Origin of the sequence: Nonomuraea sp. N2-4H, assembly GCF_045291505.1 — a bacterium.
Classification (GTDB): Bacteria; Actinomycetota; Actinomycetes; order Streptosporangiales; family Streptosporangiaceae; genus Nonomuraea; species Nonomuraea fastidiosa.
On record NZ_CP147987.1, the window covers coordinates 6,371,777 to 6,394,582 of the forward strand.

The window sequence follows — 22,806 nt, forward strand, 5'->3', positions numbered from 1 at the left end:
GGGGGTGGAGGAGGAACTACTTCAGTCCCGTGGTGGCGACACCACGGATCAGGTATTTCTGGCCCGCCAGAAAGAACCCGAAGATGGGTCCCAAAGCGATGATCGACATGGCGAACATCGGGCCCCACGACGAGTCGCTACTGGCGTCCAGGAACGTGCGCAACGCTACCGGTACGGTGAAGTTGTCGGGGTTGTTGAGATACAAGAGTTGACTGAGAAAATCGTTCCATGTCCAGATAAAGGTGAAGATCGCGGTCGTGGCCAGCGCGGGCATGCACAGGGGCATCACGACCCTGATGTAGATGCGCCAGTAGCCGGCACCGTCGATCTCGGCCGCCTCGTCCAGCTCCCTCGGCAGGGTGCGGATGAACTGCACCATGAGGAAGATGAAGAAGGCGTCCGTGGCCAGCACCTTCGGCATGATGAGCGGCCAGATCGTGTTGATCAGGTCGAGCTTCGAGAACATGATGTACTGCGGCACGATCGTGACGTGCGCGGGCAGCATGATCGTGCCCAGCATGAGCGCGAACCACAGCTTCTTCAGCGGGAAGTTCAGCCGGGCGAACGCGTAGGCGGCCAGCGAACACGCCACCAGGTTCGCAAGCACCGACAGCACGGTGATCACCGCGGAGTTCCACAGGTAGTAGCCGAAGGGGTGCTTCAGCGCGTACCAGCCCTCGGTGTAGTTCTCCAGCGTGAAGGTGCTCGGCCACAGGCCGGGTTCACGGAAGATCAGCTCCTCCGGCTTGAGCGAGCTGGAGATCATCCACAGCAGCGGATAGAGCATGATCAGGCCGAAGCCGATCAGCAGGATGTGCTTGACCACCGGCCCGCCGCGGAAGGGGCGGAACAGCACCGGAGTCGGCCTACTTGGTGTCGCCATAGAAGACCCAATACTTGGAAGCGAGGAAGTTCACCCCGGTCAGCCCGGCGATGATCAGCAGCAGGACCCAGGCCATCGCGGCGGCGTAGCCCATGTCGTAGTTCTTGAAGCCGTTCAGGTAGAGGTAGAGCGTGTAGAACAGGGTGGAGTCGGCCGGGCCGCCCCTGCCGCCGCTGACGATGAACGCCTGCGTGAACGACTGGAACGACTTGATGAGCTCCAGCACCAGGTTGAAGAAGATGATGGGCGTCAGCAGCGGCACCGTGATCGACCTGAACTGCCGCAGCGGGCCGGCGCCGTCCACCGCGGCGGCCTCGTAGTAGCTGCTCGGGATCTGGCGCAGACCGGCCAGGAAGATGATCATCGGGGCGCCGAACGTCCACACGTGCAGGAGGATCAGCGTCGACAGCGCGGTGTCGGGGTCGCCGATCCAGCCGGGCCCCTCGATGCCGAAGAGCGCCAGCACCGCGTTCACCAGGCCGTCGGCGCCGAAGACCTTGCGCCACAGGATCGCGATCGCGACGCTGCCGCCGAGCAGCGAGGGCAGGTAGAAGATCGAGCGGTAGATCGCCAGGCCGCGCAGGCCGCGGTCGAGCACCAGGGCGAGCGCGAGGGCGAAGGCCAGTTGCAGCGGGACCGAGACGACCACGTAGATCGTGGTCACCTTCAGCGAGTTCAGGAACCTCGGGTCCTGCGTGAACATCTTGACGTAGTTGTCGAACCCGACCCACTTGGCCTCCTCCAGGAGGTTGTAGTCGGTGAACGACAGATACAGGGAGGCGAGGATCGGGCCGACCGTGATGACGAGCAGGCCGGCGAACCAGGGGGCCAGGAAGAGATAGGCGGCCCGTGCCTCCCGACGGGACCGTTTCGTGGAGCGGTGGCCGCCGCGCGGGGCGTCAGGCGCCGCCCGCCGGGGTTTCACCGCCGCCGAAACTTCAGTCATCACGGACCTTCCGGCGAGTAGGTGAACGGATAGCGCTTTCCTATAGCTGGCGGGAAAGTTACGTCAACCCTTTGCAGGCGTTACCTGGCTGTTACCGATATATCTTTACGGCGTTTTCCCAGCTAGCGAGCTTGATCGCCACAGAAGTCTGATGAATTTCGTTTCGGATTAGTACAACCGTTTGCAGCAGCCGCGTCATCGCGGAGCCGCAGTGGAGTCCCTGATCACGAGCCGGGTCTCCAGCGAGGTCGTGGCGCTCACCTCTTGGATGAGCAGATCGACCGCGAGCCGTCCCGCCGCGGCCGTCGGCATGGCGACGGTGGTGAGCTTCGGGCGGTTCAGCCGCCCGGGAACGATATCGTCAATCCCCACCACGCTGATGTCCTCTGGCACGGACAGCCCGAGGTCGCCGAGGCCCTCGATGAGGCCGATGGCCACCAGGTCGTTGTAGGCGAGCACGCCGGTCGCGCCCGAGTCGCGCACGCGCGGCGCCGCCGCGAAGCCGCCCCGCTCGGTGGGCGCGTTGGGGCCGATGACGACCAGCTCGACGTCCGGCACCTGTTCGGCCGCCGTACGGATCTCCGCGCTCGTCCACGACCCCGCGGGGCCCGACACCAGCGCGACCCGGCGATGCCCGAGCCCCGCCAGGTGCTCCACGGCCAGCTTCGCGCCGTGTCCGACGTCCATGAGCACGGTGGCCGCGCCGCGCAGCCGGCGGTTGATGACCACGCACGGCACCCGCTCGGCCAGCCGTTCCAGCGCCTTGTTGGAGGAGCGGGGACTGCACAGCACCACGCCGTCCACCTGCTTGGAGAATGCCTGGATCAGCTCCTCCTCCACGGCCGGCTCCTCGTCGGTGTCGGCCACGAACAGGTGGTAGTCGCGCTGCCTGGCGGCCGCGTGGGCGGCCTTGATCAGCGGAGGGAAGAAGGGGTTGGCGATGTCCGCCACGATCAGCCCGAGATTGTGCGTACGCCCGGTCGTCAGCGCCCGTGCCGCCCGGTTGGGCCGGTAGCCCAGCTCCTCCGCCACGCTCAGCACCCGGTTGCGGGTGGCCGCGTTCACCATGTGCGGCGCGGAGAAGGTCCGGGAGACCGTCGACACGTGCACCCCGGACGCCCGGGCCACATCGCGAATCGTCACTGTCACAGTCGCTCACCCTAACGCAACCGCTTGCAGGAGCCACTAGGGCGATGAAAGCGCTTGCCACACGGCCAGTCAGTCGAGCCCTTCAGGAAGCCGCAGCTAGGCGTGCGGTGACGAAATCACCTCTTGACGCTTCACCCTTCCTGACACAAAGGTTTAGTGCAACTGTTTGCAGTCTTGAAGGAGCCCCACACGGTGAGCAGAGTCCTCGTCACCGGAAGCGCAGGACGCCTCGGCCGCAGCGTGGTCACCACGCTCGCGGCGGCCGGGCACGAGGTCATCGGGGTCGACCGGGCCCCCGGTACGCCCGCGGAGGCAGCGGTCACCTTACCGGCCGACCTCACCGACGCGGGAGAGACGTTCGAGGTGATGGCCAGATTCCGTCCCGAGACGGTGATCCACCTGGCCGCCATCGCGACGCCGTTCAGCCTGCCCGAGTCGGTGATCTTCAAGGTCAACACGCAGCTCGCCTTCAACGTGTGCGAGGCGTCGGTGGCGCTCGGCGTGGCGAACCTGGTGCTGGCCAGCAGCCCCACCGTCATCGGGTACGGCGCCCCCGGCGGCTGGGCTCCCCGTTACCTGCCCATCGACGAGGAGCACCCGGTCAAGCCCTGGAACGCCTACAACCTGTCCAAGGTGACCGCCGAGCACACGATGAAGGCGTTCGCGGAGGCCGGCACGACCAAGATGGCCGCCGTGCGCCCGTGCTTCGTCATCCCGCCCGAGGAGTGGGCGGGCGCGCCCACGCAGTCCGGCCACACCGTACGCGAGCGGCTCGACCGGCCCGAGCTGGGCGGGGTGTCGCTGTTCAACTACATCGACTCCCGCGACGCCGCCGAGATGATCGCCGTGCTCGCCGAGGCGCTGCCCGAGCTGCCCAACGGCGAGGTGTTCTTCGCCGGCGCCGCCGACGCGCTGGCCAGGAAGCCGCTGGCCGACCTGCTCCCCCAGGTCGTGCCCGGCACCGAGGGGTTCGCCGACGGGCTCACCGGCACCACCCCCGCCTTCTCGACCGCCAAGGCAGAGCGGCTGCTCGGCTGGCGGCCCAAGCGCAGCTGGCGTACCGAACTCAAGGATGAGACCGAATGAAACTCAGCGGTGTGCTGTTCTTCCCCGTGACCCCCTTCGACGCCGGCGGCGCGCTGGCCGAGGACGTGCTGGCCGAGCACGTGCGCAGGGGCATGGAGCACGGCCCCGGCGGCGTGTTCGCGGCCTGCGGCACCGGCGAGTTCTCCGCGCTGTCGGAGGACGAGCACGCCCGCGTGGTGCGGGTGGCCACCGAGGTCGTGGCCGGGCGAGCGCCGGTGTTCGCGGGGGCGGGCGGGCCGATCGGCGCGGCGCTGAAGCAGGCGCGCGCCGCCAAGGACGCGGGCGCCGACGGGCTGCTGCTCATGCCGCCCTACCTCGCGCAGGGCCCAGGGCACGGCTTCGAGGCGTACGTGCGGGCCGTGGCCGAGGTGCTGCCGGTGGTCATCTACCAGCGCGGCTCGGTCGTGCTCGAACCCGACGCCGTGGTCCGCCTGGCCGAGATCCCGGGCGTGATCGGGCTCAAGGACGGCGTCGGCGACATCGACCGCATGCAGCGGACCGTGCTCGCCGTGCGCGAGAACCACCCCGACTTCCAGTTCTTCAACGGGCTGCCGACCGCCGAGCTGACCATGCCCGCCTACCGGGGCATCGGCGTGCACCTGTACTCCAGCGCGGTGTTCGCGTTCGCACCGGAGATCGCGCTCGCTTACCTGAACGGCGACGAGCGGCTGCTCACCGAGTTCTACGCCCCGCTCGTCCGGCTGCGCGGCAAGGTGCCGGGGTACGCGGTGTCGCTGATCAAGGCCGGGGTGCGGCTGCGCGGCCTGGACGTCGGCGGCGTGCGGCCGCCGCTGGTCGAGGTGTCCGAGGAGCACCTGGCCGAGCTGCAGGAGCTGATCAAGGTCGGTCTTGACCGGGTGGCGTCATGACGATCGCGGAGCTGCGTACCGAGCTGCGCACGGTCCCGCTGCCCCGCCCGTGGGGCGCGGACGTGCCGTACAACCACGTGATCGTCACCCACGTGACGCTGAAGGACGGGCGCACCGGCACCGGGTTCTCGTGGACGCCGCAGATCGGCGCGCACGCCGTCAAGGCGCTGCTCGACCACGACATCCGCAAGGCGCTGATCGGCGCGCCCGCGCACCCCGAGGTGGTCTGGGACCGGCTCTGGCGGCACCTGCGCGAGGCCGGCCCCGGCGGCGTCACCACGGTCGCGCTGGCCGGCGTGGACCTCGCGCTGTGGGACCTGCGCTGCGGCGAGCAGGCGCTGCCCGACGTGCTGGGGCGGCGGCGCGACGAGGTGCCGGTCTACGGCAGCGGCGTCAACCTGCACTACCCGCTGGAGGAGCTGGTCGAGCAGGCCAGGCGCTGGGTGGCGGCCGGCTACCGCGGCGTCAAGATCAAGGTGGGCCGCCCCGACCTGGCCGAGGACGTCGAGAGGGTGGCGGCGGTCCGCGAGGTGATCGGCCCCGACCGGCTGCTGATGATCGACGCCAACCAGCGCTGGGACCTGCACAGGGCCCGGCGCGCGCTGGCCGCGCTGCGCGAGTTCGGCCTGTACTGGATCGAGGAGCCGCTGCCCGCCGACGACGTGGCCGCCCACGTCGAGCTGCGCCGCTCCATCGACGTGCCGATCGCCGTCGGCGAGAACGTCTACACCACCTACGGCTTCCGCGACCTGCTGGCCGCCGGTGCGTGCGACGTGGTGCAGCCGAACGTGGTGCGGGTCGGCGGCATCACGCCGTTCCTGCGCATCGCCGAGCTGGCCCGCACCTACGATGTGCCGGTCTACCCGCACCTGCTGAGCGAGGTGTCGGGGCAGCTCGCGCTGGCGCTGCCGCAGCCGCTCATGGTGGAGGACGTCGAGGACGCCTCCTTCGCCCGGCTGGGGCTGCTCGCCGAGCCGTACCCGGTGCGGGTGTCGGACGGCGTGCTGCGCGCGGGCGACCACGCCGGGCTCGGGCTGAGGTGGTCGTGATGGCGCCGGCCAAGGTGATCCTCACAGGGGCGCAGGGACACGGCCGCCACCACCTCGGCATCCTGCGCGAGCTGTCCGAGCGCGGCATCGTCGAGCTGGTCGGCATCTGCGACCTGCGGCCGGTCGAGGTGGACTTCTGCGACCCGCCGCAGTCGTCCGACCTGGGCGAGCTGATCGCCAAGACCGGCGCGGAGTTCACCATCATCTGCACGCCGATCAACACCCACGCCGACCTCGCGATCACCGCGCTGCGCGCGGGCACGCACGTGCTGCTGGAGAAGCCGCCCGCGCCCAGCCTCGACGAGCAGCGCAGAATCGCCGAGGTCGTCGCCGAGACCGGCCTCGCCTGCCAGGTCGGCTTCCAGTCGCTCGGCTCGGCCGCCATCCCCCATCTGCGGCGGATCATCGCGGGCGGCTCGCTCGGCCGGATCCGCGGCATCGGCGGGGCCGGGGCCTGGGAGCGTCCTTCGGCGTACTTCACCCGCGCCCCCTGGGCCGGTCGCCGCCGGCTGAACGGCGTGGACGTGATGGACGGCGCGCTGACCAACCCGTTCGCGCACGCGATCGCCACCGCGCTGGCCCTCGTGGACGCCCCCATCGCCGGGATCGAGACCGAGCTGTACCACGCACACCCCATCGAGTCCGACGACACCTCCTGCGTACGGATCCGGCTGGAGGACGGGCTGGTCATCACCATCGCGGTGACGCTGTGCGCGCCCGAGTCGGTGCCCCGGCACGAGCCGTACCTGGTGGTGCACGGCGAGCGCGGCCAGGCCACGCTGACCTACACCAACGACCGGCTCGTGGTGGAGCTGACCGACGGGTCGGTCGTCACGACCGTGCACGAGCGTACCGGGCTGCTGGAGAACCTCATTGACCACGTGCGCACCGGCGCGGAGCTGCTGGCGCCGCTGGCCGCGACCGAGCGGTTCACCCAGGTGGTGGACGCCATCCGGCTGTCGCCCGAGCCGGTCCCGATCCCCGAGCGGCACCAGATCGTGCTCAGGGACACAGGCGGCGAGGTCTCCGGGCGGGTCCTGCCCGGCGTGGTCGAGCTGACCCGGCGCAGCGCGGCCGAGCTGGCGCTCTACTCCGAGCTGGACGCGCCGTGGACGCGGGTGTCGCTGCTGGTGTCGGGCACCGAGGTGGCCGCCTACGACTTCCGTCCCGACCTGCCCGCCACCGACTCGCCGCGCCCGTACCTGCACGGCGTGCGCACGCTGGGCGGCGTGGAGGTCACCCAGGTGCGCCCCGAGGACCACGTGCACCACCTGGGCGCCGGGGTGGCGATCTCCGACCTCGGCGGCGCCAACTTCTGGGGCGGGCGCACGTACGTCAAGGACCAGGGGCCGACCTGGCTGGACAACCACGGCACGCAGCGGCACCTGGCCTTCACCCGGCTGGACGACGACGGCTTCACCGAGCTGCTGGAGTGGGTCGGCCCCGGCGGGCCGCTGGTCCGCGAAGAGCGCACGGTGGCCGCGCGGCCGCTGGGCGAGGCGTGGGCGCTGGACTTCGCGTTCACGCTGACCAACCTCACCGGGGAGCCGTTGAAGATCGAGAGCTCGGCCACCAAGGGCCGGGCCGGCGCCGGGTACGGCGGCTTCTTCTGGCGGGCGCCCGGCACCTCCGTCGACCGGGTCACGCTGCCCGGGGACGAGCAGGCCGTACACGGCAGCAGGGAGCCGTGGATCGCGATGTCGGGCACCACGCCCGAGGGGCGCGACTGGACGCTCGTCTTCGTGCAGGCCGACGGCGACCCGTGGTTCGTGCGGGTGGCGGAATATCCGGGGGTGGGGCAGGCGCTGGCGTGGGACACGCCGCTGACCTTCGAGCACACGCTGTCGCGGCGGGTGGTCACGGTCGTGGCGGACGGCCGGCTGACGGCGGACGAGGCTGGGGCGCTGGCGTCCGCCGTCACGTTCTGACGACCGCCTCAGGGCTCCGGTCCACGCCTCACCGGAGCCCCCACCCGCCGCCCCCGCCTCAGCCGGACTCCCCGGCTGAGGCGGGGGCGCTTCGTGCCGGGCGCGAGCCGTGCGGGGCGGGCTCGCTCATCTCGGGATCCGAGCCGTCTGAAACGGGCCCGCCCGCCTCGGCACACGAGCCCGCCTCGGCACACGAGCCCGCATCAGCGCGCGAGCCCGCATCAGCGCGCGAGCCCGCTTCCGCGCGCGAAGCCGGGGAGCCCTCCGGCTCCTGCGGCGGGCCTCCCGGCGACGCGGACTTGCCGGCCGTCGATCTGAGGAGGCGCAGGGCGCCGCGGGACAGGGCGGTCAGGATGTCGGCCGCCTCGTCGAGATCGGGGTAGCGCCCTTCGAGGTGGCCCATGGCCAGCGCGTTGGTGGCGGCGTTGATGCCCTCGGCGATCATCTCCAGCCGCCGCCTGTCGCGCTCGTCGTCGGCGGTATAGCCGAGCGCGGCCAGGTCGGCGGCGTGATGGTCGCGGTAGGCGTCCGCCGTCTCCCTGGCGAAGTCGCGCAGCGAGGACGAGGGGTCGTGGCGCGCCCTGAGCTGGATGCGCAACAGCTCGGGATGGCGGCAGATGGCCTCCAGCGGGATGCGGAACGTCTCGCGATGGAGGTCGATGTCGCCCGGAGCCTCGCGGGCCTTGCGGCGCGCCTCGCGCATGGAGGCGCGCAGCCGCTCGCCGCCCTCCTGGGCGAGCACCCGCAGCAGCTCCTGCATGTCCTTGAAGTGCACGTAGAAGCTGGACTGCGCGATGCCGGCGGCCTTGGCGACCTTGACCGTGGTGAGCCCGGCCTCGCCCTCCTCGTCGAGGATGGTCAGGGCGGCGCGCAGGAGCCTGCGCCTGGTCAGGTCTTTGGCCTCGCTCCTGGTGAGCGGCGTGCTCGTCATCGGTCGATTCTCCCGCGGGTCTTGTGCGGAATTTCACCGATAGTACTATCGGTGAAATCGCCCTTGGGGATCAGCCGTCCCGCGCATTGGGAGGTACGACCGCATGGCCATCGACTTCACCCTCGCCCCCGAGCACGAGGAGATCCGCAAGCGGGTCCGCGCGTTCATCCAGGGCACGGTCATCCCCGCCATGGACGAGGTGCCCGAAGGAGACCGCGAGGCGTACCTGCGCACGATCTTCCACCTCCGCTCCCTCGCCAAGGAGCAGGGGCTGTGGCTGCCGCACATGCCGAAGGAGTGGGGCGGCATGGGGCTCGGGCACGTCGAGCTGGCCATGGTGCAGTCGGAGGCGGCCAAGACCCGCATCGGCCCGTGGGTGCTCAACTGCCAGGCCCCCGACGAGGGCAACATGCACACGCTGCTGCACTGGGGAAACGACGAGCAGAAGGAGAAGTACCTCCGTCCGCTTCTGGAAGGGCGGGTGATGTCCTGCTTCGCCATGACGGAGCCGGAGGTGGCCGGTTCCGACCCCACCCTGATCCGTACGGAGGCCGTCCAGGACGGGGACGAGTGGGTCATCAATGGCCACAAGTGGTTCATCTCCAATGCGCGCCGGGCGAACTTCGCGATCCTCATCGCCCGTACGGAGAAGGACGTGCCCGAGGGGTCGCGGGGCGCCAACACCGCGTTCATCATCGACCTGCCCAACCCCGGCTGGCAGGACGTCCGCGAGATCGAGACCATGCACGGCTCCACCGGGCACAGCGAGATCGTCATCAAGGACCTGCGGGTGCCCTCCAGCGCCATACTCGGCGGCCGGGGCAACGGGCACCGGCTGGGCCAGTACCGCCTCGGCCCGGCTCGCCTCGCACACTGCATGCGCTGGATCTCGCAGGCCGAGACCGCCCTGGACATGATGGTGGACCGCGCGCTCAACCGCTACAGCCACGGCTCGCTGCTGGCCGAGAAGCAGGGCATCCAGTGGATGATCGCCGACTCGGCGATGGAGCTCTACCAGTGCAAGCTCATGGTCCTGCACGCCGCGTCCAAGATCGACAAGGGTGAGGACTTCCGTACGGAGGTCTCCATGGCCAAGCACTTCGTGGCCGGCAGCCTCAACCGCATCGTCGACCGCGCCATCCAAGTGCACGGCGCGCTCGGCTACTCCACCGACACGCCGCTGGCCCAGATGTTCCAGCACGCCCGGTGGGCCCGCTTCGCCGACGGAGCCGACGAGATCCACCAGATGCGCATCGCCGAACGCACCATCGCCGCATACCAGGCCACCGGCTCCACCTCCGCGGCCACCGGCGGCCTGCCACTGTAGGCCTCGCCGGGCGCTCGGGGGCTGCGTCAGACGCTCATCCGGCGGGGGGAAGTCAGACGCTCACCCGGGGCGCGGGAAGCGGCACGATCTCCCGGTCGTAGTAGGAGCGGAAGTCCTCACCCGCGGCGAACAACTTGTCCAGCTCACCGTGGCAGGCCTCGATCACCTCCCGGTCGTCGATCCGCCGTGCCCCGCTGTGCGTACCGGTCTCGTCGTACGTCACCTCGTACATCACCACCGTGCCGAGCACCACCAGCTCCGGCAGCCGCCGCCCGCCCTCCAGCTCGGCCACCTCGCCCGCGTCGAGCACCCGCACCTGCTCGACGGTCGCCACCCGCAGCGCCAGCACGTGCATCTCCCACTGCAGGTACGGCGTGACGGGCTGCTCCACGATCCTGATGCGCCTGCGCAGGAAGCTCTCGGCCGGGCGGTCGTACTCCCGCATCAGCCCGCCCCGGCTGTCGAACCACCCGATCGGCTTGTCGTCGATGAGCTTCAGCGACCGGTCCCAGTCGCCTTCCATCATCGCGACCCAGCTCGGCTCGCCCGTCTCCTGGAAACTCTGGATGCGCTCCAGCTTCCAGAACACGTCATCTATTTTCCGGAAATTAGGCCAGAAATCGTCCAGATATTCGTCCGCACTCAGCCTGACGCCCGGTATCTCATGAATGCGCTCAAGCATGAGAGTATCCCTTGTTCACGCAAGCAGCCCGCACGCCGAACGACCGGACATCACGCCAGGACCGGTCGCCGCACTCGACGGCACAAGCTTGATTTCGCAGGTCAAGTCCCTGACTATCACCACGAAGCGCCGCTTGTCGAGCATCCCCCACCCAACCCCGGCAAAAACCCGAAAAACCCTCCCTGCGCCCGCACAAACCCCCACGAATCGAATAATTCCGGCGTTGTGGCCGGAGTGTTGAGCACGCAACCCGCCTGCGACTCAGCCGCGAAAACAGAAAGGCACGAAAGGCAGGAACGGCACGAACAGCCGGCAACGCCGACCCGCCGCACAGTGCCGGGCGCCGATGCCCCCGCTCAACGGGGACCGGCCGCCCCACGGGCCGGGGCGCCGATGCCTCCCCTTTGGCGCGAACCGGCCGCCGCACGGGCAGGACCACTTCCCGTACGGCGGCCGTGCCGCTCGGCAGCCCCGGCCCGAGTTCACCCAACCGGCCGAACGCCGGTTCTCCCAGCGCCGGCGCGGCCCTCAGCACCCTCGCCGTTCCGCTGAAGGCCGCGCCGGCTTCCCTCACCCCACCTCCACCCCTGTCGGCCGCTCAGCACCAGCGCCGACACCCAGCCCTACGCCGACACCCAGCACCCGTGTCGACGCCCGGCCCCTACACCGGCCCTCCCGCCACCCCGCACCGATGCCACGGCGCCTGCGCCCGCCCTCTCAGCGTCCGCGCCGAAAGCCTCAGCGCCCTGCGCCAGGTTGCCCCGCCGGCCGCGCCGACCGGATCCCCGGCAACGAGGGCGGGGTCAGCGGGCGTAGCGGGGGGCCTTGGCGGCGACGGTCTGGATGGCCTTGACGGCGAGCTCGGGCTGGTCGACGTAGATGTAGTGCTCGCTCTTCTTCGCCACGGTCAGGCGGCTGTTGCGGGAGAGGGCGAGCCACTTGCGCTGGCCGGCGGCCCACGCCTTCTCCAGCTTCGGCCCGTACGTCGGGATCGCCGCGAGGTACGGCTTGCCGTGCCGGATCACCTCGACCGGGATGCGCCCGGCCGAACGCACCCTGCCGTCGGGGACGACCAGCATCTCAGGGTTCTGCCCCTGGAAGACCGCGAGGTTCTGGGCCCGCAGCTCGGCGGCGGGGCCGGTGGCCGACTTGGGGATGGCCGTCTTGACGTCGCGCTGCATGGTGGAGGGGGTGGCGTCGAGCAGCACCAGGCCCTTGACGCGGTCGCGGTGCTCGGGTGCGTACCTGGCGGCGATGAGCCCGCCCAGCGAGTGCCCGGCGAGGACGACGGGCTGGCGGCCGGCGACCCGGTCGAGCACACCGGTGAGGATGCGCCCGGTGTCGGCGAAGGTCTGCTTGCGGGTCGGCTTGTCGCTCTTGCCCTCGCCGAGCCGGTCGTAGGAGCAGACGCGGTTCTTCTTGCTCAGCGTCTTCTGCAGGGAGGCCAGCTTGTCCAGCCCGTCACCCATGCCGGCCAGCAGCACGATCACCGGCTTGCGGCCCGTGGCGGGACGACCGGAGCACGACACGTTCACCGACTTGCCGGCAACCTTGATCTTCTTGGTGCCGACGAACGGGTCGGCCTTGCGCTTGCCACCGAACGGGTCGAAGTTCGACAGGCCGGTGCCGGCCAGCGGGTCCCACGTCTGCGGAGCGGCGGCGGCCGGTCCGGCGGCGATGCCCATCCCGACGGCGGTGCACAGAGTGATCACGGCGGCTGCCTTGAACGTGCGCTTCATGTCGTCCTCCCAAGCGAGATGTCAGGCCGCCGGGCTGGTCCGGCCGGCGGTGCCGGCGGGCGATTTCGTTGATCGCCGCCGACACAGAGAACGCTATGGTTTCGGCCCCCTGCCGGTCGTCACCGCTCGGTGGACAACCTCCGGTAGCTCTCAAGGGGGACAACCGCCGCATCAGCAGGCCATGGCGGGGATCAGGTAGCGGTCAAGGATCGGGCGCCGGCGGTTGGCGGGCCGGCCGCGCAGGAGGCGGGCGCCGCCGGACTGGCCGATGCCTTCTGCCGCAGGTCAAGAGCACCGCAGCAGGCAACCCTCCCCGCTCCATCTTTGTGCAAGAAGTGACAGATGGGGCGTTTGATGCTGGGTGTCACGGTTAGAGGTCAGGCGATGACACTGTGGGAGTACATCGAGGACAGGTGGGATCTCATCGTCTTCGAGACGTGGCAGCACGCCAGCATGGTCGCCCAATGCGTGCTGGTGGCGGCCGTGCTCGGCGTGCTCATCGGCGTGGCCACCTACCGCCGCCCCAGGCCCTCGGCACTGGCCACGGCGGCGGCCGGGGTGCTGTTCACGGTGCCGTCGCTGGCCATGCTGGGCCTGCTGATCCCGCCGCTCGGCCTGGGCGTGGCCCCCGCGGTGACGGCGATCGTGCTGTACGCCCTGCTGCCCATCGTCCGCAACACGATCGTCGGCCTGCGCGACGTCGATCCCCTGCTGGTGGACGCCGCGCGCGGCATCGGAATGAGCCGCCGCAGGTCGCTGCTCAAGGTGGAGCTGCCGCTCGCCTGGCCGGTGATCCTGACGGGCATCCGCGTGGCCACGCAGCTCTCGATGGGCATCGGCGCGGTCGCCGCGTACGTCTCGGGCCCGGGGCTCGGCGAGCAGATCTTCTCCGGGCTGGCCAGGCTCGGCGGCGCGAACGCGCTCAACGCCACGCTGACCGGCACGATCGGCGTGGCGATCCTGGCGCTCGTCTTCGACGGTGTCTTCGTGCTGATCGGCCGGCTCACCACGCCGAGCCGGCGGCCCGCCTCGGGAGGTGCACGTGCCTGACCAGCGGCCGGCCGCGACGACTCACGGCGTGCCGATCGAGCTGCGCAAGGTGACCAAGGCGTTCCCCGGCGGCGGCGAGCCGGCCGTACAGGAGCTGGACCTGGACATCGCGGCGGGCGAGATCGTGGTCCTGCTCGGCCCGTCGGGCTGCGGCAAGACCACCACGATGCGGATGATCAACCGCCTGATCGAGCCGACGTCGGGCGACATCATCATCAACGGCCAGAACTCCCGCGACATCGACCCCGACCGGCTGCGCCGCCACATCGGGTACGTCATCCAGCAGGCCGGCCTGTTCCCCACATGACGGTGGCGGCGAACATCGCCCAGGTGCCCAAGATGCTCGGCTGGGACCGCGAGCGCATCGCCGAGCGGGTGGACGAGCTGCTCACGCTGGTGGGTCTGGAGCCCGAGCAGTTCCGCGACACCTATCCGCGCCGCCTGTCGGGCGGCCAGCAGCAGCGGGTGGGCGTGGCCAGGGCGCTGGCCGCCGACCCTCCGGTGCTGCTCATGGACGAGCCGTTCGGCGCGCTCGACCCCATCACCCGCGAGCGGCTGCAGGACGAGCTGCTCCGTCTTCAGGACGACCTGGCCAAGACGATCGTCTTCGTCACGCACGACGTGGACGAGGCGCTCAAGATCGGCGACCGCATCGCGATCATGCAGCGCCCCGGGCACATCGTGCAGTACGCCCGTCCCGCCGAGATCCTCACGAACCCGGCCAGCGAGTACGTCGAGCAGTTCCTCGGCAGCGGCTCATCGATGCGGCTGCTGCGCCTGACCAAGGTGGGCGACATCGAGCTGGACCAGGTGCCGTTCTTCCCGGAGGACCGCGACTGCGCCGACGTGCTGCGCGAGGTCGAGCGCGACGGCCGGGGCTACGCGCTGATCACCGACGGGATGCGCCGCCCGCTGCGCTGGGTGAGCACGGCCGACCTCGAGGGCCGTACGGGTCCTGCCGGCTCGGCGGGCGCCCCCGTGACCGGCACGATCAGTCACCGCAGCACCTTGCAGGACGCGCTGGAGGCGCTGCTCAACGCCGACACCGACATCCTGCCGGTGGAGGGCAGGCGGCGTACGTACGCGGGCGCGCTGTCGCTGAGCACGGTGCAGAACGCGGTCCAGTCGATCAAGGCCCGCGAGCGGGAGCGGCGGCTGAAGAGGAGCGGTGCCGGATGACGGTCGACAGCGCCGCCGAGAGGCAGGCGACCACTCCGGAGCCGCGCATCGGGCGGTCGTGGCGCGCGTTCCTGCCCCCGCTGTGCTACCTGGCGGTGGCCGCCGCGATGGTCGGCTACACGCAGATCGTGCCGCTCGACGGCATCGAGCGGGGTTCGCTGAGCCTGCCGTTCCTGATGCGCCGCACGTGGGAGCACATCCAGCTGGTGTTCTTCTCGACCGTGCTGGTGCTCGCGGTGGCGCTGCCGCTGGGCGTGCTGCTGACGCGGGGCGCGCTGCGCAAGGCCACGCCGGTGGTGCTGTCGCTGGTGAACTTGGGCCAGGCCACCCCGGCGGTGGGCCTGGTGGTGCTGCTCGCGGTGCTGTTCCAGATCGGGTTCTGGACGGCGGTCGCCGCGCTGTTCGCCTACAGCCTGCTGCCCACGCTGCGCAACACGATGGTGGGCCTGGAGCAGGTGGATCCGCGCCTGGTGGACGCCGGGCGCGGCATCGGCATGTCGGCGTCGGGGGTGCTGTTCAAGGTGGAGCTGCCGATGGCGGTGCCGGTCATCCTGTCGGGCATTCGTACCACGCTGGTGCTGAACGTGGGCACGGCGGGCATCGCGGCGTTCATCGGCTCGGGCGGGCTCGGCGACCTGATCACCACCGGGGTGAGCACGCAGCGCAACCTGATCCTGGTCACCGGATGCGTGCTGATCGCGGTGCTGGCGCTGCTCATCGACTGGGGGGCCGGGCTGGCGCAGCGCCTGCTGTCCCCGAAGGGCCTCACATGAGGGCTCTCGCCGCCGCCCTCGCGGTCCTGCTCTGTGCCGCCGGGTGCGGGCTGCGGCCGGCGTCGTCGTTCGTGCCGCCGATCGAGCCGGGCAGCATCCGCCCGATCCCCGATCTGGAGGGCAAGCGGGTGCGGGTGACCTCCAAGGAGTTCACCGAGCAGCTCGTGCTCGGCAAGATCGCCGTGGTCGCCCTCACCGCGGCCGGGGCGGACGTGGTGGACCAGACGAACGTGCAGGGCAGCGTGAACGCCCGCGCCTCGCTGATCCGCGGCGACGCCGACCTGATGTGGGAGTACACGGGCACCGGCTGGATCACCTACCTGGGGCAGCAGAAGCCGGTGGAGGGCGCGCAGGCGCAGTACGAGGCCGTACGCGACCTGGACCTGCGCGAGAACGGCATCGTGTGGCTGCCGCCCGCCCCGCTGAACAACAGCTACGCGCTCGGCGTCACCAAGGCGTCGGCCGAGAAGTGGGGCCTGTCGAAGATCTCCGACATCACCAAGGTGCCGCTGCCGCAGCGCACGTTCTGCGTGGACCACGAGACCTTCGGCCGCGACGACGGCTTCCTCGGCATGCTGCGGGGCTACGGCCTGCAGTACGGCAAGGACGTGCCGAGGGCCAACGTGCGCAGGTTGTCGGTCGGCGTGCTTTACCGATCGGTGGCCACCGGGCAGTGCACGTTCGGCATGGTCACCACCACGGACGGCCGGGTGAAGGCGCTCGGCCTGGTGCTCCTGGAGGACGACCGGCACTTCTTCCCGCAGTACAACGCGGCGGTGACGATGCGGCGGCAGCTCTTCGACGCGCACCCGGAGATCGCGAAGATCTTCGCGCCCATCAGCGCGAAGCTGACCGACGACGTCATGCGCGACCTGAACGCGCAGGTGGACGTGGACGGCGACATGCCCGTGCTGGTGGCCCGCGACTGGCTCAGGTCACAGGGATTCGTCCGATGAGAGGCGTTAGCCATACCTGACCGCGGGCAGCCCGCAGGTCATGTCACAGACACCACCACCCCAGAACCAGCCCTACCCGGGCAGCACCGGCGAGATGGCGCCGGAGCCGCGCGACGAGATGCGCGACTACGTCGGCCGTGACCTGCTCGCCGGCAAGAAGGCGCTCATCACCGGCGGCGACTCGGGCATCGGCAGGGCGGTCGCCGTGGCGTTCGCCAAGGAGGGCGCGGACGTCGCGATCGCATACCTGAGCGAGCACGAGGACGCCGCGCACACCCGCAAGCTGGTCGAGGAGACCGGGCGGCGCTGCGTGCTGCTGCCCGGAGACCTCGCCGACCGCGCGCACTGCGTCTCGGTCGTCGAGCAGACCGTCTCCGAGCTGGGCGGCCTGGACGTGCTGGTGAACAACGTGGCCTACCAGCAGCCGGTGAGCGGCCTGGAGGAGCTGGACGACGAGCAGTGGGAGCACACGTTCGCCGTCAACATCCACAGCTACTACCGCGTGATGAAGGCCGCGCTCCCGCACATGCGCGAGGGCGCGGCCATCATCAACACCTCGTCGATCAACGGCCTGCGCGGCAACAAGTCGCTCATCGACTACGCCGCCACGAAGGGCGCGATCAACGCGTTCACCTACTCCATGGCCCAGAACCTGGTCGAGCGCGGCATCCGGGTCAACGCGGTGGCTCCCGGACCGGTGTGGACGCCGCTCATCCCGGCCACGATGCCGGAGGAGAAAGTGGAGAAGTTCGGCGAGCAGGTGCCGATGGGGCGACCCGCCCATCCGGACGAGATCGCCCCCTCGTACGTGTTCTTCGCCTCCGACCGGCTGTCCTCGTACTACACGGGCGAGGTGCTGGCCCCGATCGGCGGCGAGACGCTCCCCGGTTAGACGCGGCCCGAGTCCTTGATGGACACGATCGAGGCGGTCTGGAACTTCTTGTGACCCTTGCCGTCCCCGGCGACGTTCGCCGAGTAGGTCTTGGTCGTCCAGCCCAGGCTGTACTTGATGGTGATCTTGTGCTTGGTCTTGCACCGGTTGTGCCAGTAAACGGTCACCGACGTGTTCCCGTCTCCCCATGACCAGGCGAAGCACCCGGCCACCCCCCGGTGGACGCCCGCCGAGGCCGGCGTGGCGCCGAGCCCGGCGCCGAGCCCCACGGCGACGGCGGACGCGGCGGCGACGACCGCCGCGCGCTTGCGCAGGCCGGCCATACGAGCAGTGATGGACACAGGAAATCCCCCTTTTTCCGGTGGTGTGAGGAACGCCCGGCGGCACCCCGCTGCCGGGCTCGCTCCTCACCGTGCCATCGAATGGGCCGGATATCCCGCGAACTTTGTCCAGACCTGCGGTTTTGGACAGCCTCTGGACAATTGGACAATGTGTCACTCCACGTAGATCGTGCCTCCGAGGCGGCGGAACTCGGCCGCCTTCGCCGCGTAACCGGCCTGCCTGATGTCGTGGCTGATCCGCATCGAGCAGAACTTCGGCCCGCACATCGAGCAGAAGTGCGCGGTCTTGGCGGGGGCGGCGGGCAGCGTCTCGTCGTGGAACGAGCGGGCCGTGTCGGGGTCGAGCGACAGGTCGAACTGGTCCTCCCAGCGGAACTCGAAGCGCGCGTCCGACAGCGCGTCGTCCCACTCCTGCGCCTTCGGATGGCCCTTGGCCAGGTCGGCGGCATGGGCGGCGATCTTATACGTGATGACGCCGGTCTTCACGTCGTCCTTGTCCGGCAGGCCGAGGTGCTCCTTGGGGGTGACGTAACAGAGCATGGCCGTGCCGTACCAGCCGATCATGGCGGCGCCGATGCCCGAGGTGATGTGGTCGTAGCCGGGCGCGATGTCGGTGACGAGCGGGCCGAGCGTGTAGAACGGCGCGTCGTCGCACAGCTCGCGCTGGAGGTCGACGTTCTCCTTGATCTTGTGCATGGGCACGTGGCCCGGGCCCTCGATCATCACCTGGACGTCGTGCTCGCGCGCGATCTTGGTCAGCTCGCCCAGCGTGCGCAGTTCGGCGAACTGGGCCTCGTCGTTGGCGTCGGCGATCGAGCCGGGCCGCAGGCCGTCGCCGAGCGAGAACGACACGTCGTAGCGGGCCAGGATCTCGCACATCTCGGCGAAGTTCTCGTACAGGAAGCTCTCGCGGTGGTGCGCCAGGCACCAGGCGGCCATGATCGAGCCCCCGCGCGAGACGATGCCGGTCTTGCGGCCCACGGTGAGCGGCACGTGCGCGAGCCGCACGCCCGCGTGCACGGTCACGTAGTCCACGCCCTGCTCGCACTGCTCGATCAGGGTGTCGCGGAAGACCTCCCACGACAGCTCCTCAGGGCGGCCCTTGACCTTCTCCAGCGCCTGGTAGATCGGCACGGTGCCGACCGGGACCGGGGAGTTGCGCAGGATCCACTCGCGGGTCTCGTGGATGTCCGCGCCGGTGGACAGGTCCATGATCGTGTCGGCGCCCCAGCGGGTGGCCCACGTCATCTTCTCCACCTCCTCCTCGATGGAGGAGGTGACCGCCGAGTTGCCGATGTTGGCGTTGATCTTCACGAGGAAGTTACGCCCGATGATCATGGGTTCGGACTCGGGGTGGTTGACGTTCGCGGGGATGATGGCCCGGCCCGCGGCCACCTCCTCGCGGACGAACTCCGGCGAGACGCCCTCGCGTACCGCCACGAACTCCATCTCCTTGGTCACCAGGCCCCGGCGGGCGCAGGCGACCTGGGTGACCGGATGGCCGGCCGCCCGCCGCTCCTCGATCCACTCCGCCCGGCGGCGCGGCAGGCCCCGGCGCAAATCGGGCTCGTAGGAGGGGTCGGTGTACGGGCCCGAGGTGTCGTACAGGGTGACCGTCTTGTCGTTCGACAGGCGCACCTGGCGCATCGGGACCCGGAGTTCACCGCAGTAGATCTTGGAAAAGCGCGCGTCGCTCATCGCGCAAACTCCCTTCGCCGGCATTACCCGGAGCAGGTTCTGGCGGTCGGCGGCTCGCAGCCGTCCTCTCAGCCCGGTCTCCACCGGGCTCCCGCGTTCGGACGGCGCTGATCGTACCCACCCCCGCCAAGGTCCCAAACCCACCCGAAAAGGTTTGGGGGCACTTCTCAGCGGTACGGACCCCATCAGGGGAAACATGATGAGAATCGCCGCTGTCGCAGGACTACTCGTCGTGATGGCCGCATCCGGCGCCACCGCCGCCGCCGGGGACGGCATGCAACAGCACGAGGTCAGCCAGGAGCAGTACGACATCCTGATGGCCCAGTGCCGCTACTCCGATACCGGCAAGGCCAAGTGCCGCGCGAACGTCAGAGAGCTTTACCGCGTCGGCCGTACCGACCCCACCCTCGACTGCCGCACCTACGCCGGCGTGACCGTCTGCGGCACGCTCAAGCTCAGCGCCGCCGAGCGGGCCTGCGTCCGCGGCTCCGAAGCCAAGGGGCTGTCGTTCCGGCGCGCCGAGGTGGAATGCTACGTCCAGTCCTGAGGAGCCGAGCGTGATCATCGTTGGTGTGGACGGCTCCCGCCCCGGCCTTGAGGCGGCCGGCTGGGCCGCCACCGAGGCCGCGCTGCGCCAGGTGCCGCTGACCGTCGCCCACGTCGTGCCCGCGTGGGTGTGCGAGGAGGGCACCTCCGTCCGGTACGCCGAGGTCGCGCGGTGGATGCGCGAGAACGCGCAGTCCGTGCTGACCTCCGCCAAGGACCGCGCGCTGCGCGAGCGGCCCCAGGTCCGCGTGGAGACCGTCCTGCTCCCCGGCGATCCCCGCGCGGCGCTGGTCAAGGCGTCCGCCGAAGCCGAGCTGCTGGTCGTCGGCAGCCGCGGCCTCGGCGGCGTGCGCGGGCTGCTCGTGGGCTCCGTCGCGTACGGGGTCGTCGCGCACGCCGAGACGAACGTCGTCCTCATCCGCGACCGCGCCGCCACGCCCGGCGAGGTGGTGGTGGGCACCGACCTGTCCGCCCGCGCGGGCAAGGCGCTGGAGTTCGCCTTCGCCGAGGCCGAGCTGCGCGGGGCGCGGCTGCGGGTCGTGCAGGCGTGGGCCTGGCCCCAGCCGGGCGGCTTCGAACCCGCCGACGACGACAGCGAACAGGGTCACCTGCTGGCGTTGCAGAGCGCGCTCGTCCCGTTGCGCGCCGAACATCCCGGCGTGGAGGTGACCGCCGAGGTGGTGCACGGGCATCCTGTCGAGGTGCTGAAGGAGGCGGCGGCCGGCGCCGAGCTGCTGGTGGTGGGCTCGCGCGGGCGGGGGCAGCTCGCGGGCATGCTGCTCGGGTCGATCAGCCAGGCCATGCTGCACCATGCGCCCTGCCCGCTCGCGGTGGTCCGCGCCCCCGACACGGCGTCGCAGCCCGGAGCACCGGTCTGACGCCTTACCCCGCGCGGCCCCCGCCCCGAGCGGGCCCGGCCCGCGCACGCAAACGTGAAAGTTACATGCGTCTCCCCAGGTCGCCCCGGGTGAGCCGATCATTCCCTTTTCCGCACCCATAGGCGAAATTTACGATCTGCGCGCAGGTTGACGACGGGAGAGCGGACCATGCGCAAGATCGGTGCCGTGCTGGCCGGGATGGTGGCCGTGATCGCGGCCGTGCTGTTCGCGACGACGCCGGCCGACGCCGCGGCCGTACGGATCATGCCGCTCGGCGACTCGATCACCGGCTCCCCCGGCTGCTGGCGCGCCCTGCTGTGGAACCGGCTGCTGAGCACCGGCCACACCAACATCGACTTCGTCGGCACGCTGCCGCCGCAGGGCTGCGGGGTCGAGCACGACGGCGACAACGAGGGACACGGCGGCTACCTCGCCACCAACGTGGCGAACCAGAACCTGCTGCCCGGCTGGCTCTCGGCCACGCGCCCCGACATCGTGCTCATGCACTTCGGCACCAACGACGTGTGGAGCAACATCCCGCCCGCGACGATCATCAGCGCGTTCACCACGCTGGTGAACCAGATGCGGGCGAGCAACCCCAACATGCGGATCCTCGTCGCCAAGATCATTCCGATGAACCCGGCCACCTGCCCCGACTGCGCCCAGCGCGCCGTGGCGCTCAACGACGCCATCCCCGCCTGGGCCGCCGCGACGACCACCGACCAGTCGCCGATCACCGTGGTCGACCAGTGGACGGGCTTCGACACCGCCACCGACACCTACGACGGGGTGCACCCGAACGCCGCCGGCGACCAGAAGATGGCCGACAAGTGGTATCCGGCCCTGGTCGAGGCGCTGTCCGGCACCCCGACCCCCACCGACACGCCCACCGTGCCCGACGGTGACTGCACGGCCACGTACAAGACGACAGGTCAGTGGCAGGGCGGCTTCCAGGGCGAGGTCACCGTCACCAACACCGGCGCCGAGCCGATGACCGGCTGGACGGTGACCTGGACGTACGCCGATGGCCAGCACCTCACCCAGCTCTGGGGCGGCACGCTGAGCGCGGACGGCTCGTCGGTGACCGTGCGGAACGCGGCGTGGAACGGCTCGCTCGCGCCGGGGGCGTCCACGACGTTCGGCTTCCTCGGCTCGTACGAGGGCGCCAACACCGCCCCCACGCCCGCCTGTTCGAGCTAGGCGGACGCCTTCACCACCGGCGGCCCCTCGCTGGCCTGCACCAGCACGAACCCCTGCCCCCTGAACGCGAGCTGCATGGCCTCACCGCTCCCCCGGCCGATCAGCGCGCCCATCTTCACCGTCCGGTTGATGCCGACCTGCAGCGAGGTGCTCCAGCACACCGCCGACTGCCCGTCGGCGTACGTCGGCATGCGCGACGCGTCGAGCAGCACCGGCGTGCCGTGGGTGGTCACCGCCACCCACCCCGTGCCGGTGACCGTGGTGTTGAACAGCCCGCCGGCCGCCACCCCCGCGCCCTGCACCCGCTTGATGTCCCACGACAGCTGCGGCTGGAAGGCGAGCAGGTTGCGGCCGTTGACCGTGATGCCCTCGTTCTCCAGGTAGAACAGGTGGATGTCGTCGGCGTTGTCGGCGAGGTAGAGCAGGCCCTGGCCGCGTACGCGCATCAGCGAGGCGCCCTCGCCCGTGACGGCCTTCTTGAGCAGCTTGCCGAGCCCGCCGCCTTCGTAGTCGAAGTCCATCTCGCCTTGGAAGGCGACCATCGAGCCCTGCTTGGCCAGCACGTCGTCGGGTAGCTGGACGCGCAGCATCTTGGCGTTCTCCAGCGCGAACCCGGGAGGGAGCTGCCGGGGGTCGAGGTTGCCGAAAACCGAACCGCGCACCTGGTGTGAACCTTCCTTCGTCGGGCGGCGTACGTAAGGGAT

The 22,806-nt window shown here is 70.2% G+C and carries 21 protein-coding genes, 1 pseudogene and 1 riboswitch; of the genes and pseudogenes, 13 read left to right on the forward strand and 9 right to left on the reverse strand.

All coding sequences use genetic code 11. The features are described from left to right. Positions 1-16: 16 nt before the first annotated feature. From WBK31_RS29140 to WBK31_RS29150, 3 genes are all read right to left on the reverse strand, one after another. On the reverse strand, positions 17-787 hold the full coding sequence (locus WBK31_RS29140; protein ID WP_378790185.1) for a carbohydrate ABC transporter permease: 771 nt from the start codon (positions 785-787) through the stop codon (positions 17-19). Positions 788-866: 79 nt separating this feature from the next. Further along, positions 867-1,829: a sugar ABC transporter permease gene (locus tag WBK31_RS29145; protein ID WP_364060606.1), complete on the reverse strand. Its 963-nt coding sequence runs from the start codon at positions 1,827-1,829 to the stop codon at positions 867-869. Positions 1,830-2,024: 195 nt separating this feature from the next. After that, positions 2,025-2,978: a LacI family DNA-binding transcriptional regulator gene (locus WBK31_RS29150; RefSeq protein WP_378786680.1), complete on the reverse strand. Its 954-nt coding sequence runs from the start codon at positions 2,976-2,978 to the stop codon at positions 2,025-2,027. Positions 2,979-3,170: 192 nt separating this feature from the next. Between WBK31_RS29150 and WBK31_RS29155 the strand changes: the two genes are divergently transcribed. From WBK31_RS29155 to WBK31_RS29170, 4 genes are read left to right on the forward strand one after another with little or no spacing between them, the layout of a single operon-like run. Further along, entirely contained in the window at positions 3,171-4,064 is an 894-nt protein-coding gene (locus WBK31_RS29155) for an NAD-dependent epimerase/dehydratase family protein (protein ID WP_406673481.1), read from the forward strand. Further along, positions 4,061-4,933, forward strand: a complete 873-nt coding sequence (locus WBK31_RS29160; protein WP_364060597.1) for a 5-dehydro-4-deoxyglucarate dehydratase — start codon at positions 4,061-4,063, stop codon at positions 4,931-4,933. The genes WBK31_RS29155 and WBK31_RS29160 overlap by 4 nt, the downstream gene beginning before the upstream one ends. Continuing rightward, the gene (locus WBK31_RS29165; RefSeq protein ID WP_364060594.1) at positions 4,930-5,982 is read left to right on the forward strand and encodes a mandelate racemase/muconate lactonizing enzyme family protein; all 1,053 of its coding nucleotides are present in this window, start codon (positions 4,930-4,932) and stop codon (positions 5,980-5,982) included. Before WBK31_RS29160 ends, WBK31_RS29165 begins: the two co-directional genes overlap by 4 nt. Continuing rightward, entirely contained in the window at positions 5,982-7,910 is a 1,929-nt protein-coding gene (locus WBK31_RS29170; RefSeq protein ID WP_364060591.1) for a DUF6807 family protein, read from the forward strand. Before WBK31_RS29165 ends, WBK31_RS29170 begins: the two co-directional genes overlap by 1 nt. Before the next feature lie 58 nt (positions 7,911-7,968). On the opposite strand, the gene WBK31_RS29175 is transcribed toward WBK31_RS29170, so the two are convergent. Next, a complete protein-coding gene (locus WBK31_RS29175) occupies positions 7,969-8,841 on the reverse strand; it encodes a TetR family transcriptional regulator (protein ID WP_378786676.1) in 873 nt (290 codons plus the stop codon). Positions 8,842-8,944: 103 nt separating this feature from the next. Here WBK31_RS29175 and WBK31_RS29180 point away from each other — a divergent pair, with 103 nt between their 5' ends. Further along, on the forward strand, positions 8,945-10,168 hold the full coding sequence (locus WBK31_RS29180) for an acyl-CoA dehydrogenase family protein (protein ID WP_406673482.1): 1,224 nt from the start codon (positions 8,945-8,947) through the stop codon (positions 10,166-10,168). 52 nt (positions 10,169-10,220) lie between these two features. On the opposite strand, the gene WBK31_RS29185 is transcribed toward WBK31_RS29180, so the two are convergent. Together WBK31_RS29185 and WBK31_RS29190 are read right to left on the reverse strand one after the other, a co-directional pair. Further along, positions 10,221-10,850, reverse strand: a complete 630-nt coding sequence (locus tag WBK31_RS29185; protein WP_364060582.1) for a DUF6879 family protein — start codon at positions 10,848-10,850, stop codon at positions 10,221-10,223. 803 nt (positions 10,851-11,653) lie between these two features. Next, positions 11,654-12,589 (reverse strand): alpha/beta fold hydrolase, encoded by a 936-nt coding sequence (locus WBK31_RS29190; protein ID WP_378786673.1) that lies wholly within the window; start codon positions 12,587-12,589, stop codon positions 11,654-11,656. Positions 12,590-12,973: 384 nt separating this feature from the next. Between WBK31_RS29190 and WBK31_RS29195 the strand changes: the two genes are divergently transcribed. The 5 genes and pseudogenes from WBK31_RS29195 (at position 12,974) to WBK31_RS29215 (ending at position 17,439) form a co-directional block, all read left to right on the forward strand. After that, positions 12,974-13,639 carry an ABC transporter permease gene (locus WBK31_RS29195; RefSeq protein WP_364060576.1) on the forward strand — a complete coding sequence of 222 codons (666 nt, stop codon included), beginning with the start codon at positions 12,974-12,976 and terminating at the stop codon, positions 13,637-13,639. Positions 13,640-13,763: 124 nt separating this feature from the next. Then, positions 13,764-14,818 (forward strand): annotated as a pseudogene (locus WBK31_RS29200) (ABC transporter ATP-binding protein). Then, on the forward strand, positions 14,815-15,591 hold the full coding sequence (locus tag WBK31_RS29205; RefSeq protein ID WP_364060570.1) for an ABC transporter permease: 777 nt from the start codon (positions 14,815-14,817) through the stop codon (positions 15,589-15,591). The pseudogene WBK31_RS29200 and the gene WBK31_RS29205 overlap by 4 nt, the downstream one beginning before the upstream one ends. Next, positions 15,588-16,547, forward strand: coding sequence for a glycine betaine ABC transporter substrate-binding protein (locus WBK31_RS29210; protein WP_364060567.1), 960 nt, complete (start codon positions 15,588-15,590; stop codon positions 16,545-16,547). The genes WBK31_RS29205 and WBK31_RS29210 overlap by 4 nt, the downstream gene beginning before the upstream one ends. Positions 16,548-16,587: 40 nt before the next feature. Continuing rightward, positions 16,588-17,439: an SDR family oxidoreductase gene (locus tag WBK31_RS29215; RefSeq protein WP_364060564.1), complete on the forward strand. Its 852-nt coding sequence runs from the start codon at positions 16,588-16,590 to the stop codon at positions 17,437-17,439. On the opposite strand, the gene WBK31_RS29220 is transcribed toward WBK31_RS29215, so the two are convergent. Both WBK31_RS29220 and thiC read right to left on the reverse strand, forming a co-directional pair. Then, positions 17,436-17,780 carry a hypothetical protein gene (locus WBK31_RS29220; RefSeq protein WP_364060561.1) on the reverse strand — a complete coding sequence of 115 codons (345 nt, stop codon included), beginning with the start codon at positions 17,778-17,780 and terminating at the stop codon, positions 17,436-17,438. The two genes, WBK31_RS29215 and WBK31_RS29220, sit on opposite strands and share 4 nt — an antisense overlap. A 153-nt stretch (positions 17,781-17,933) precedes the next feature. Further along, a complete protein-coding gene (gene thiC / locus WBK31_RS29225; protein WP_378786667.1) occupies positions 17,934-19,478 on the reverse strand; it encodes a phosphomethylpyrimidine synthase ThiC in 1,545 nt (514 codons plus the stop codon). Beyond that, a riboswitch (TPP riboswitch) is annotated at positions 19,471-19,583 on the reverse strand. It overlaps the preceding gene by 8 nt. A gap of 91 nt (positions 19,584-19,674) precedes the next feature. Here thiC and WBK31_RS29230 point away from each other — a divergent pair. From WBK31_RS29230 to WBK31_RS29240, 3 genes are all read left to right on the forward strand, one after another. Next, complete coding sequence (locus WBK31_RS29230; protein ID WP_406673483.1) at positions 19,675-20,025, forward strand: hypothetical protein; 351 nt, start codon at positions 19,675-19,677, stop codon at positions 20,023-20,025. 10 nt (positions 20,026-20,035) lie between these two features. Further along, positions 20,036-20,902 (forward strand): universal stress protein, encoded by an 867-nt coding sequence (locus tag WBK31_RS29235; RefSeq protein ID WP_378786664.1) that lies wholly within the window; start codon positions 20,036-20,038, stop codon positions 20,900-20,902. A gap of 168 nt (positions 20,903-21,070) precedes the next feature. Further along, complete coding sequence (locus WBK31_RS29240) at positions 21,071-22,102, forward strand: cellulose binding domain-containing protein (protein ID WP_364060552.1); 1,032 nt, start codon at positions 21,071-21,073, stop codon at positions 22,100-22,102. Here WBK31_RS29240 and WBK31_RS29245 read toward each other — a convergent pair. After that, complete coding sequence (locus tag WBK31_RS29245; RefSeq protein WP_364060549.1) at positions 22,099-22,764, reverse strand: AIM24 family protein; 666 nt, start codon at positions 22,762-22,764, stop codon at positions 22,099-22,101. The genes WBK31_RS29240 and WBK31_RS29245 overlap by 4 nt on opposite strands. Positions 22,765-22,806 lie beyond the last annotated feature (42 nt).